Annotated in this window: 13 protein-coding genes; 6 read left to right on the top strand and 7 right to left on the bottom strand. The window is 51.5% G+C overall.

The window, feature by feature from the left end:
- Positions 1-37: 37 nt before the first annotated feature.
- Positions 38-568 carry an SRPBCC domain-containing protein gene (locus tag AC0YN4_RS26590; RefSeq protein WP_475837219.1) on the bottom strand — a complete coding sequence of 177 codons (531 nt, stop codon included), beginning with the start codon at positions 566-568 and terminating at the stop codon, positions 38-40.
- Positions 569-753: 185 nt separating this feature from the next.
- On the opposite strand from AC0YN4_RS26590, the gene AC0YN4_RS26585 reads away from it, so the two are divergent.
- Complete coding sequence (locus AC0YN4_RS26585) at positions 754-1,242, top strand: peptide ABC transporter substrate-binding protein (protein ID WP_475783730.1); 489 nt, start codon at positions 754-756, stop codon at positions 1,240-1,242.
- 134 nt (positions 1,243-1,376) lie between these two features.
- A complete protein-coding gene (locus tag AC0YN4_RS26580; protein WP_475783731.1) occupies positions 1,377-1,658 on the top strand; it encodes a hypothetical protein in 282 nt (93 codons plus the stop codon).
- 333 nt (positions 1,659-1,991) lie between these two features.
- Here the strand turns inward: AC0YN4_RS26580 and AC0YN4_RS26575 are convergent, their stop codons facing one another.
- Positions 1,992-2,690, bottom strand: coding sequence for a polysaccharide deacetylase family protein (locus AC0YN4_RS26575; RefSeq protein ID WP_475837218.1), 699 nt, complete (start codon positions 2,688-2,690; stop codon positions 1,992-1,994).
- Positions 2,691-2,790: 100 nt separating this feature from the next.
- Here AC0YN4_RS26575 and AC0YN4_RS26570 point away from each other — a divergent pair, with 100 nt between their 5' ends.
- Positions 2,791-4,536 carry an ABC transporter ATP-binding protein gene (locus tag AC0YN4_RS26570; RefSeq protein ID WP_475783733.1) on the top strand — a complete coding sequence of 582 codons (1,746 nt, stop codon included), beginning with the start codon at positions 2,791-2,793 and terminating at the stop codon, positions 4,534-4,536.
- 82 nt (positions 4,537-4,618) lie between these two features.
- On the top strand, positions 4,619-6,442 hold the full coding sequence (locus tag AC0YN4_RS26565; RefSeq protein WP_475783848.1) for an ABC transporter ATP-binding protein: 1,824 nt from the start codon (positions 4,619-4,621) through the stop codon (positions 6,440-6,442).
- A gap of 68 nt (positions 6,443-6,510) precedes the next feature.
- Here the strand turns inward: AC0YN4_RS26565 and gdhA are convergent, their stop codons facing one another.
- From gdhA to AC0YN4_RS26540, 5 genes are all read right to left on the bottom strand, one after another.
- Positions 6,511-7,887, bottom strand: a complete 1,377-nt coding sequence (gene gdhA, locus AC0YN4_RS26560) for an NADP-specific glutamate dehydrogenase (protein ID WP_475783734.1) — start codon at positions 7,885-7,887, stop codon at positions 6,511-6,513.
- Between the two features lie 202 nt (positions 7,888-8,089).
- The gene (locus tag AC0YN4_RS26555; RefSeq protein ID WP_475783735.1) at positions 8,090-8,317 is read right to left on the bottom strand and encodes a hypothetical protein; all 228 of its coding nucleotides are present in this window, start codon (positions 8,315-8,317) and stop codon (positions 8,090-8,092) included.
- Between the two features lie 120 nt (positions 8,318-8,437).
- Positions 8,438-8,731 (bottom strand): transporter, encoded by a 294-nt coding sequence (locus AC0YN4_RS26550; protein ID WP_090984054.1) that lies wholly within the window; start codon positions 8,729-8,731, stop codon positions 8,438-8,440.
- 45 nt (positions 8,732-8,776) lie between these two features.
- Positions 8,777-9,112 carry a hypothetical protein gene (locus tag AC0YN4_RS26545; protein WP_475783736.1) on the bottom strand — a complete coding sequence of 112 codons (336 nt, stop codon included), beginning with the start codon at positions 9,110-9,112 and terminating at the stop codon, positions 8,777-8,779.
- Positions 9,113-9,233: 121 nt separating this feature from the next.
- Positions 9,234-10,217, bottom strand: coding sequence for a diaminopimelate dehydrogenase (locus tag AC0YN4_RS26540; protein ID WP_475783737.1), 984 nt, complete (start codon positions 10,215-10,217; stop codon positions 9,234-9,236).
- A gap of 134 nt (positions 10,218-10,351) precedes the next feature.
- On the opposite strand from AC0YN4_RS26540, the gene AC0YN4_RS26535 reads away from it, so the two are divergent.
- Both AC0YN4_RS26535 and AC0YN4_RS26530 read left to right on the top strand, forming a co-directional pair.
- A complete protein-coding gene (locus tag AC0YN4_RS26535) occupies positions 10,352-11,266 on the top strand; it encodes an ABC transporter transmembrane domain-containing protein (protein ID WP_475837217.1) in 915 nt (304 codons plus the stop codon).
- A gap of 26 nt (positions 11,267-11,292) precedes the next feature.
- Positions 11,293-12,114 (top strand): ABC transporter ATP-binding protein, encoded by an 822-nt coding sequence (locus tag AC0YN4_RS26530; protein WP_475837216.1) that lies wholly within the window; start codon positions 11,293-11,295, stop codon positions 12,112-12,114.
- Positions 12,115-12,160: the final 46 nt, after the last annotated feature.

Raw genomic sequence — 12,160 nt, 5'->3', positions numbered from 1 at the left:
CCCATACGGGTGATAATCACGGCCCTGTTTCTGTAGCTTACAGGCTTGCCAAGTAATCGTCGAGCTTATCGAAGGTGCCGCCGAACCCTTGTTGCATGGACTCGAACATGCCTTTGTAGAATGCGTTCTCCTCAGCGGTTGCTTCGTGAGGGCCGCCTTCAAGCTTAATCGTCGTTTGGCCTTCACTCTCGGTAAAAGTAACCATATTCAGGACTTGCAGCGGAAATTGCGGCGCGAATGGAGGACGTTCCGTGCCGCCCTCAGAGTTAGAGAACGAGCTGAAGAAAGAAAGCTTCTCCGGTGCCGCGATTTCTTGATAAACGAATTTGCCCCACATGGATTGTCCATCAGGCGTGCTCATGGTGTAGAGGAAGATGCCGCCGGGACGCAGATCAAGCTGTACAACTTCAAGATCCAGACCCTTCGGTCCCCACCAGTGCTTCAGATGCTCGGCTTCCGTAAAAACTTTAAAGACCAGCTCACGCGGTGCGTTAAAGGTACGAGAAATGACTAATTTTCCATCCTTCGTGCTTACTTCATTGGCGCTTACAGCTTGGTTATCGGTCATTATGATACCTCCAGAGTTAAATTTCTTGCTTTGAATATACTCTATACGGAATATTCCTGTCAAGGAATACTCGGAATAGATTCACAGATGCTGCTAGGGCGGATTATATATCATTACCCTGGCAACAATTTAACTATTCACGCCGTCTTGTATAGCAATAGAGCCGAAATGGATGTGAGGCGAGCATGCTTTTCAAAAAAATGATGTGGGTATCCTTATGTGCGATCATGTTGCTATTGAGTGCATGTGGGGAGAAGTCTGTAGTCGCTGCTCCGGATTTAGGCGAGCTGTACAGCTTGGCTCTCGACGCTTATATGCCGGTTGATGAAGGCCTCAATAGCGGAATGAAATACATTGCCATTGATATGAGTAACTTGAAGGACCTTGATGGGGCAGATAAGGGACAGATTCTGGACCATTTCAAAACCTACAAGGTTGACGTGATGGAAGCGACCTATGAGCAGTTGGAGGCCAAAGGGTTATTTAATAAGAATACACTGTCACTTGACGGCATCCTGTTGAAAGTGGATAAGGCAGAGCTCACAGCGAGACAGCTTATTGTAGAAGGTTCCAAGTATCGGTCCGGTGACGGTGCGATTGGAATGAAAGTTGTGGTGGAATTAAAGGACGGAGAATGGCAAGTGAAGAAGGCAGACATGACATGGATAAGCTAGTCAATTAGGTGGGATAAGCATCATGCTGAGCTCGCGCAATCCTGTGGCGGGAAGCTTAATTGAGCCAAGCCTGTATGCGAGCATGGAGTCATCTGCTATGATAGTTGCAAAACAACAGTCGGGGTGATGGATCCATGTTCGGCAATAAGAATGCGAAAACAACTGAGCCGGCAGCAGCGGAGACGGTGCGGGTCGTCCCGGTGTATACCGTCCATTCGCTGCCTCAGCCGTATGAAGTACTGTGCACTGTCTACTCCGGCAGGATAAGCAACAGCTCGCCTGTTAATTTGCTGCAGCAGCTCGGTCGCGCCGGTGGCGCAGTATCTGAGTGTGATGCAGTCATCGGCATCCTGCTTACTCCCGGTCTGGCGGCTGGGACATTGAATGCCTACGGCACAGCCATTCGTTATTTGTAAGATAGAAAAGGACAGAGCGTCTGCTCGGTCCTTTTTGATTTTATAGTGGTAATGTAACGAACCCGCAGCCGTATTTGGTGTCGAGACGCCGCTTTCAATGGTCTACTGCGGCTGAATGCTGCACAGAACGCAACATTTCACCTCTTCCAATGGCCTACTACGGCGAAATGCTGCTCAAAATGCAACATTTCAAGAAGATTGGCCAGCCGAGAGGCCATATGAGGTGGAAAAAGTGCCTTTTGTGCAACATTTCCTGCTTAGGACCACCTTTTGTCTTGAAATGTTGCAGAATATGCATCATTTTCACTTGGGGGTAAGCCAAGTTACAAGCCCTTACGGCTGCAGCTTCAACAGCTCACTAACGGTGATGAAGGAATACCCTTGCTCCGTGAGCGCCTGCAGGATTTCATCGATTGCGGCGATCTCGTTCTGGTCATACATGGGATGAAGAAGCAGGATGTCCCCCGACTTCACCTGCTCTTCCACATAGCGTACCTTATCGGCAGTCGTCGAATAGTACGTATCCGGCTCAAGGCTCCAAGTGATCGTTTTCATATGATGCTTGTGCAAGTAATAAGGCAGTCCAATCAGCTTCTTACCGTAAGGCGGACGAAAGAGAATATCTCCCTTGTAGCCGGTTTGGCGAATAAGCGTATTTGTCTTTTCGATTTCTTCCTTGATATACGAGGGTGATTTGAAGACCATCCGGTCGTGAGAGAAGGTGTGATTCCCGATCTCATGTCCGGCTTCTACAATCTTGCGTCCTTCCTCCGGGTGCTGCTCCAGCTCCCCGCCAATGAGGAAGAAAGTGGTTCTTGCTTTGTACTTGTCCAGCAGCGGCAGGAGCTGATCGACATTGCCGGTAGGGCCGTCGTCGAAGGTGAGTGCGATGACCTTCTGATTCGTCGCCACATGGTTGGTTATGCCTCCGAATACTTGAAAGGTGCGCGAGTTCATCCATTTCAGCATGCCAAATAGAATCAGAATAAGGAGGACAAGGACAGCTGCGCTAATGATTAATTTTTTCTTCATACAGGGTACCTCCTTGATTAGTTTTCGTTAACCGGGTTCCATTAGCATAGCAATAGTCGTTACAATATAAGGAAGACAAACTGTAAGGGAGTCCTGGACGTTGAGCTTTCTAAAGCCTTATTTTCGCCAATTCGGAAAACCGTTTGCCGCAGCGATTCTATTCCTGATGCTCGAAGCGTTATGTGATCTCATGCAGCCCACGCTGATGTCGCGGATTATTGACGTTGGTGTTGCGAACCGAAATCTGGATTATGTCTTCCGTTTCGGCGGCTACATGCTGCTCATAACGGCTATTGGTGCCGCAGGGGCGACGATGCGCAACATTATCTCCAGCCATGTCTCCTTGAATTTCGGCACGCGTCTGCGGTCGGACTTGTTTCGCCGGATTCAGACGTTATCGTTTGACAGCATCGACAAATTCGATCGCGCTTCTCTGGTGACAAGGCTGACGAACGATGTGACCCAAATTCAAAACTTCACAAACGGACTCATGCGTATCTTTGTCAAAGCTCCGCTGATTTGTATAGGCAGTCTCATTATGGCGATTCGATTGAATCCGCCTTTATCGCTTGTATTGGCGGTTGTCATTCCTTTCGTGGCGCTGCTCATTGTGATCAATATGCGTATTGGTTTTCCTCTGTTTGCAGGTGTGCAGCGTGCGCTCGATCGGGTTAATGGCGTGTCGCGCGAATACTTATCCGGGGTCCGTGTTGTGAAAGCTTTTAACCGGGTCGATTACGAGACGGACAAGTTCGGCATGGTCAATGACAGCTATCAGGAAGCGTCGACTCGCGCGATGCGTTTGATGTCGATCTTCAGTCCAAGCATTATGCTGACCGTGAATCTGGGGATTACCGCGGTGATTTGGATCGGCGGCGTTCGGGTTGACGGAGGCCACATGCAGGTTGGCCATATTATTGCATTTATTAACTATATGACGCAAATTTTGTTCTCGCTGCTGATGATTTCGAGTGTGTTCACGATGTTCGTAAGAGCCAAGGCGTCGGCAGAGCGGATCGGCGAGGTATTCGCGGAGAAGGATTCGATGACGGTGAGAGAGGCGGGACAAGGACAGCGGGCTTCCGGGAAAATCGGCGGCAAAGGAAGCATTGCGTTCAAAGGCGTATCGTTCTCGTATGCCAATTCGGATACGGTGCTTCGCGATATTACGCTGGATTGCCGGCCGGGCGAGACAATTGGGATCATCGGTTCGACAGGCTCGGGCAAAAGCACGCTCGTCAATCTTATTCCGCGATTCTACGATGCTACCTCAGGTACGGTGGAAGTGGACGGGCAGGATGTACGGAACATCGAGCTGAAGTCGCTTCGGGAGCAAATCGCCATCGTGCCGCAGAAAGCCGTGCTGTTTTCCGGCACCATTCGGGAGAATCTGTTGTGGGGCAAGGAAGACGCTGCCCATGAGGAGATCGAGCTGGCGGCGCGAATGGCGCAGGCGCATGACTTCATTATGGATTGTCCTGAAGGCTATGATACGCTGCTCGGTCAGGGTGGCGTTAATCTCTCCGGAGGTCAGAAGCAGCGGGTTTCCATTGCTAGGGCGCTCATTCGCCAGCCGTCCATTCTGATTCTGGACGACTGCACGAGCGCCGTGGATACATCGACGGAATCCCGCATTAAGGAAGCGCTTCGGGAATATGCGCAAGGCTTGACTTGCATCTTAATCGCGCAGCGTATGTCCTCCGTGATGGATGCGGACCGTATTATCGTGCTCGATAATGGGGAGATCGTGGGCTCCGGGCGACACGAAGAGCTGATGCTAAGCTGCTCGGCTTATCAGGAAATTTATCGGTCGCAGACCGGCAAGGAGGCGCGTGCCAATGTCTGAACGGAATCATACATCTGAGGGTCCGGCGCTGAGGCAAGCGCAGGCTCAGGCTCAAGCTCAAGCTCAGGGGACGCCGCCGCCAATGCCTGCCGTGAACGTCCCGGGCCGAGGCGGCTTTATGGGCCGGGGGCCGGTTGTGAAGCCGAAGAACTTGAAAGCGACTCTGGGCCGGCTGTGGTCGTATTTTGGCAAGGAAAGAAAGCTTCTCGCGATTATCTTCGTCATCGTACTGATCGATGCCCTTATTACACTGGCTGGGCCTTACCTCATTGGCGTGGCGATTGACGCCATGTCCACAGGGAACGATGGCAGCCCGGTCGATTTCGGACTGCTTCAGATCGCGCTCATTGCGCTTGTCTCTTCATACATCGCTGATGGGGGTCTGACCTTCCTGCAAGGGTGGCTGATGGCCGGCGTTTCCCAGCGTATCGTTGGGCGCATGCGGACCTCCTTATTCGCCAAGCTGCATAAGCTGCCGATCCGCTTCTTCGATACGCGGACGCACGGGGAACTGATGAGCCGGATGTCCAATGATATCGACAATGTGAGCAATACCATCGCGCAGTCGGCTATTCAAGTCATGACGGGTTCAGTAGCCATTACAGGTGCGCTCGTTATGATGCTGGTGCTCAGCCCCGTGCTGACGCTGGCGAGCTTGATTACGGTGCCGGCCGTATTCCTGCTGACGCGGACGATTGCCCGTGCAACAGGGCCTTTGTTCAAGCAGCAGCAGAGCAAGCTCGGCAAGCTGAATGGACATATTGAAGAAACAATCTCGGGGATCCAGATCGTGAAGGCGTTTAACCGCGAAGACAAGGTCATTGATGACTTCGAGGTGGTGAATGAAGAGCTGCGTGAGATTGGCATTAAAGCGCAAATTCGCTCAGGTTTCCTTATGCCGATTATGAATGTCATCAACAACGTCGGCTTCGCGTCCGTAGCCATTGTCGGCGGGATGCTGGCGGTGAATGGACATATTACGGTTGGCGTTATCGCCAGCTTCCTCAGCTACTCGCGCCAGTTTGTGCGGCCGCTCATCGAGCTTGCAAATTTGTTCAACGTGCTGCAGTCGGGCGTAGCGGGGGCGGAGCGGGTATTCGAGGTGCTCGATGAAGAAGAGGAGCCGGCCGATCGTCCAGGGGCGAAGACGTTCGTCAATCCGCGCGGACATGTCGTCTTCGACAATGTGTCCTTCGGTTACCGCGCCGATGTGCCGATTCTTAAGGGCATCAGCTTTGATTCCGCTGAGGGCACAAGCACGGCGCTAATCGGCCCTACAGGCGCAGGCAAAACAACGATCGTGAACCTACTAAATCGGTTCTACGATGTGACAGGCGGCTCCATCCGAATTGACGGACGCGACATCCGCGATTATACGAAGGATAGTCTTCGGCAGGCGTTCGGCATTGTGCTGCAGGATACCTATCTATTCTCCGGAACGATCCGGGAGAATATCAAGTACGGTAAGCCAAGCGCAACCGATGAGGAGATGGAGCGAGCGGCTGGGCTGGCCAATGCCGCCTCCTTCATCCGCAGGCTTCCTCAGCGATATGATACGGTGCTCGCCGAGAACGGCGGCAACCTAAGTCAAGGTCAGCGGCAGCTGCTTGCCATTGCAAGGGTCATTCTGGCCGACCCGCCGATTCTTATCCTCGACGAGGCGACCAGCAGCATCGACACCCGGACAGAGCTGCATATCCAAGATGCGCTGCGAGGTGTGCTGCATGGCCGCACCAGCTTCTTGATCGCTCACCGGTTGAATACGATTCGTGACGCCGACACGATCATGGTCATTGACCGTGGGGCGATTATGGAGAAGGGCTCCCATGAAGAGCTGCTCGAGAAGCAGGGCGTATATGCCAATATGTTTAAGAACCAGTTCGGAGCCGTGCTCGGCGAAGGTTAAATAAAAGGTCCCCAAAGTTGGTTGAGGCAACTTTGGGGACCTTTTGTATATTTAGGTTAGACCAAGATTTATACGACGCCTTGAGCAATCATGGAGTCGGCTACTTTAATGAATCCGGCAATATTCGCACCATAGACCAGATTACCGGCATGTCCGTAATCTACCGATGCTTTGACGCTGTTATCATAGATATTTTTCATAATGCTATGCAATTTGGCGTCTACTTCTTCGAAGGTCCACGACAGTCGCATGCTGTTCTGCGCCATTTCGAGTGCAGATACAGCGACTCCGCCCGCGTTTGCAGCCTTAGCAGGCCCAAACAGAACGTCGTTATTCAGAAACACATCAATGGCTTCCAACGTTGACGGCATGTTCGCCCCTTCGCCAATTGCCTTCACGCCGCCATCTACTAACAGCTGTGCGGACGCCGCGTCGATCTCATTCTGTGTTGCGCATGGAAGCGCAATGTCACAAGGAATGGACCAAATGCCGTCGCAGCCCGGCGTGTAGGTAGCGTGTGGATGGAATTTCACATATTCGCTGATTCGTTTGCGATCCAGTTCCTTCAACTGCTTGAGGGTATCAAGGTTGATGCCTTCAGGGTCGTAGATATAACCGCCGGAGTCGCTGCAAGCAACCACTTTAGCGCCAAGCTGCTGTGCCTTCTCAATCGCATAGATAGAGACGTTGCCCGAGCCCGATACGACTACCGTACTGACTTTGAAGCTCAAGCCTTTGCTTGCAAGCATCTCGTTCACGAAATAAACGCAGCCGTAGCCGGTCGCTTCCTTACGCGCCAGGCTTCCGCCGTAGACAATGCCTTTGCCCGTTAGAACGCCTGCCTCGTTGCCGCCGCGAATGCGCTTGTATTGCCCGAACATGTAGCCGATTTCCCGTGCTCCCACACCGATATCGCCTGCAGGAACATCGACTTCAGGCCCAATATACTTATAGAGCTCCGTCATGAAGCTTTGCGTAAAGCGCATAATTTCATAATCGGATTTGCCTTTCGGATCAAAATCCGATCCGCCTTTGCCGCCGCCGATCGGCTGGCCGGTTAAGCTGTTCTTGAAGATCTGCTCGAAGCCCAAGAATTTGATGATGCTTGCATTTACGGACGGATGGAACCGCAGCCCACCCTTATACGGGCCTAGTGCGCTGTTGAACTGAACGCGGAACCCGCGGTTCACATGCACCTTCCCCTTGTCATCTACCCAGGGTACACGGAAGGATACGACACGTTCAGGTTCGGTAATTCGCTCTAGAATGCTATTGTCTTGATACTCCGGATGCTGAGCCAGTACCGGAACGAGTGAATCCAGAATTTCCTTCACGGCTTGGTGGAATTCAGGCTCGTGGTGGTTGCGTTGAACAATTGTTTCGTATACGGATTGCACGTATTCCTCGGCCGCTGCCAATTGCTGATCAGGTATAACGGTTATCAATTTAACCAACGCTCCTTTAGATGATAAGTGCTCGAATTTGCATTTTTCTGCTGAAAGTTTGTATTTTTATACATTGTAAACGCGTGGTTAATAGAATACCAATTAATTAATCTTTGCGGACTGATAAAATACATTTATAACATAAATGTGAGAAAACCTGCCATATAGTCATGGCAGGTCATATGACATCTATGCTGATGGGCTATCTTTTACGAGGCTTCGGGCCTCTCATGGAGCGGCGGATGAGCATCGGACCAACCGCGCTTCCCACCATTGCTGCATAGAAGGAATGGAGGGGCAGCTTGATCAAATAGTACAAAACGGTACCACCAATAATATCGATCACGACGAACTTCTTGATTTCCGACATCGGTACGACCACAACGATAAACTCTTGCTTGCTCCCCATGACATAGATCCCTGCTTTCATCGTAACAATCTCCACTTGAAATTGTATTTGCAGCGAGCTTGTCAGATTCCATGACAATGAGAAACCCGGGAACTCCCGCACGCGAGCAGCGAGGGCTTCCGGGCTTAGCAATCTTGCGATTCAGAAACAAGTAAAGGCATCGATTCGGTTAAGGTCTAAGCCGGTGTACATCCAGAAGAAGCCGTTCCAACGAAATCCGGAAACCGAAGTCCGACCGAGGAAGACCGGATAGAACCAGAAGCCCTGCCCGCTGCGCGGCCATATATAGGTTTGGCGGAACATACAGCGGGAGATCGCTCCCGGATCAACAGCAAGCGTCGAAGTAGTAAGGGGTTTGGGAGGAACCATTTGCGGCGGAGGTGAACTTGGGGGCTGCTGCATACCCTGAGGTCCGACCGGTGGCATAAAAGCCATGCTAATCACTCCTTTGTGGTTGACTGTCGACTGCAAACTACAAGCTTAAAGCAGCGAGATGGCCAGAAGATTAAACAGAACCAGCGGCAGGATTACGTTACTGTATGTCTGCTGCTGTGGCGGGAAACCCGGGCTGGGGAAGAAACCGCGACGGGCGCCTTCATTCGACAGGCAAATGTAGAGAATACTCCTGTCGCAATGGACGATATGTCCTTCGAACACATCGCCGTCCATCGTTTCAACCTTAACCAGCCGGTGTGCGTGATTCGCGCATAGCTGATGAAGATGATCTTTGACGGATTGCAGCGTGTGATGAACTTTGGAGTCGCATTGATAGATCGGCTTTAGCTCTTGTTGCACGGACTTATTTTGCGAGCTCATGATTGATAACCTCCATTTTGAACATGAATTATCCTATGCAGAGGCCTAGCTGGGCGTGAAAAAACCGCCTCTCCGAATGTGATCGAAGAGGCGGTTTATAGTAGCTGACAGAGCTTGGAAACTAGAGCAGCTCGCGGCGGAGCTGTTCAGCTGATTTCGGGGATAGGTAGCCGATTGGCAGGTCGAAGATCGTCTTCGCGCCTTTACTGCCCTCTTGGCTTAAACGGTAGCCCGCTCTCGCGCAAGCCACCAGCACGCTTGCCGTAAACTCGGGATTGCTCTCGAGCGTAAGGCCGAACTCAATGATTTGTTTCGTGCCAGCGCCCGTAATCCCGCTGCGAATGACGAATCCGCCATGCGGCATGCCTTGGTGCTCAGCTTGCAGCTGTTCTTCGCTAATGAACGTCACCGTCGTGTTGTAATCCGAGAAATAGTTCGGCATGTTCACGATGGTTTGTGTAATTTCTTCTTTATCCGCGCCTTCTTCAGCAACAACGTAGCATTCACGCAAATGTTTGTCGCGAGTTGCCAGCTCCGGGGTTTCACCCGAGCGGATTTGATCGATGACTTCTTGAACAGGCACGGTGTATTGAACGCCTGCTTTGACACCGGGTACGCGGCGGATCGCATCGGAGTGACCTTGGCTTACGCCTTTGCCCCAGAACGTGAAGTCTTTACCAACCGGCAGAATCGCTTCTGCAAGAAGGCGGTTAAGAGAGAACAGACCCGGATCCCAGCCTGTCGAAATAATGCTGAGCGTACCGGCTTGCTGCGCGGCAGCGTTGACCGTTTCGTAGAACTCAGGGATTTTGGCATGGGTATCGAAGCTGTCTACCGTGTTGAACATGCTTGCAATAACAGGTGTTTGCTCAGGAAGATCGGTAGCCGAACCCCCGCAGAGAATCATAACATCGATAATGCCTTTGTATTGCTCAGCTGCCGAAATATGTTCGAAGCGGACGCCTTCTCCGCCGGTCATTTGCTCAGGCTGTCTGCGGGTGAAGATCGCAGTAAGTTCCATATCTGGATTTTGAACGATTGCTTTCTCAACGCCTCTGCCGAGGTTTCCGTAACCTACAATGCCAATTTTGATTGCTTTACTCACTTCAAATTCCTCCTAATATGGGGTATTCTGCATGTATGGATGATCTTTATTAAGTATAAAGATATTACATGGAATGTAAACTATTTCTTTTGAAAATGCCTAAGAAAGTAGTAGCTAGAGACGGAGGTAACGGATTGAGCACATCGACCAGGAGCGTCACGGGCCTGATTCGCAGACAGGGATTCCGGCAATTTTTAGAGCTTTGTAAGCGCTACAAATATTTATATCTGGCCGTTCTGGTGCTGCAGCTTGGCGGTACGGGGGCTGCACTCCTGCTCGCGGAGCTGAGCAGAAGGATCTTCGACGGCGGCACGGAGCTGTCTCATGCAGAGCTTGTCCGATTAATCATCGGCATAGCCGTGATGGTCATGCTAGGCTTGTTCTTCTCGCTGGGAGCAAGGATTTGCAACCAAGTCGTAAACACCAATATTGTGTTCAGAATGAGGCAGATCATACTGCGGCAGCTAACCAATCTATCGCTGAAGTATCATGAACGCACCCACAGCGCTCACACGCAGAATATTCTCTTTAATGAGCTGGAAGTGTTCAAGCATTTTATCGTATTCGATATGCTTCGACTGATTTCACTGCCCGTATCATTCGTCGCTGTCGGCATCTATTTGTTTATGGTTAATCCCCTGCTCGGAGCCATCGCAGTTCTTGTAGGTCCGTTTCAGCTGCTCAGCAATCTGGTGATGCGAGGGAGATTCAAGGATCTCATTGCAGAACAGCAGGCCAACGGGGGCGAAGTGTTCTTCCATATGGATGAGACACTCTCGGGCATTCGAGAAGTGAAAATGAATCAATTAGAGCAGTCGGTATTTGCGAGGTTCGAGAAGGTGTGCAAGGAGGGTATCCGGCTCTGGGTTTCCGTTGAGAAAATGGAGGCGTTTCGCGAGTTTACAAGGCTCATTCCGGAGAAAATCGGGTATCTACTAGGTATTACCGTTGGTGCTGTTCTGATGGTGAACGGGGATATTGGCCCTGGTGTGCGATCATTGCCTTTCTTACGCTGCTCGATAAGGTTAGCGAGCCTTTCGTCAGCATAACCGCTATCATTAGCTCGCTGCAGAGAGTGTCGGCCGGAGCGGAGAATCTGCTTACAGTCATGGAGATGGCACCTGAAGTGAAGGATCGAGGAAACGTACTTCCGGCAAAGCCTTGCTCCATTCGCTTCGATAATGTCTCCTTCTCTTACGAAGAGGATCGTCCGGTCCTTCATAACGTCAGCTTCGAGATTCCGGCTGGCAAATCCGTAGCGCTGGTCGGCCCAAGCGGCAGCGGGAAGAGCACGTTGATTAAACTGCTCTACCGGTTTTATGAGCCGAGCGGCGGCTCGATTCGACTGGATGAACGTCCAATTGAGGCGTTTACGATCGCATCGCTGCGGGGGCAGCTGGCCGCGGTTACTCAAGATGTGTATTTGTTCGATGGCACGATTCGGGAAAATATTGCGATTGGGTTCGCGAATGCGACGGAGGCGGACATCCTTCGAGCTGCTGAGCTGTCACAAGCGGCGTTTATTCGGGAGCTTCCGGAAGGGCTGGATACGTTGGTTGGGGAGCGGGGCATTAAGCTATCCCATGGGCAGAGACAGCGCATAGGTATAGCCAGAGCTGTTCTTCGGCGGGCGTCGGTCACCATTCTGGACGAGCCCACCTCTGCGCTTGATGTGGAGACAGAAGCGATGTTTCAGAGTGATCTGCCGAAGTGGGCGGGAGCTAGTACCAAAATCATCATTGCCCATCGGTTATCGACGATTCGCGATGTCGATTACGTGATTTTTCTGGAGAATGGACGCGTACAGGAAATGGGCTCTCCTAAGGAGCTGCTGCAAGCGAAAGGGCGGTTCTCGGATTTCTGGAGAAACCAGCATATTCATGAGTTTGTGAGCTAATGCAGACAATGCAGGCAATGCAGACAATGCAGACAATGGACAACAA

It is taken from the genome of Paenibacillus sp. J22R3 (assembly GCF_056269305.1).
This window is presented reverse-complemented; position numbering and strand designations above follow the sequence as displayed.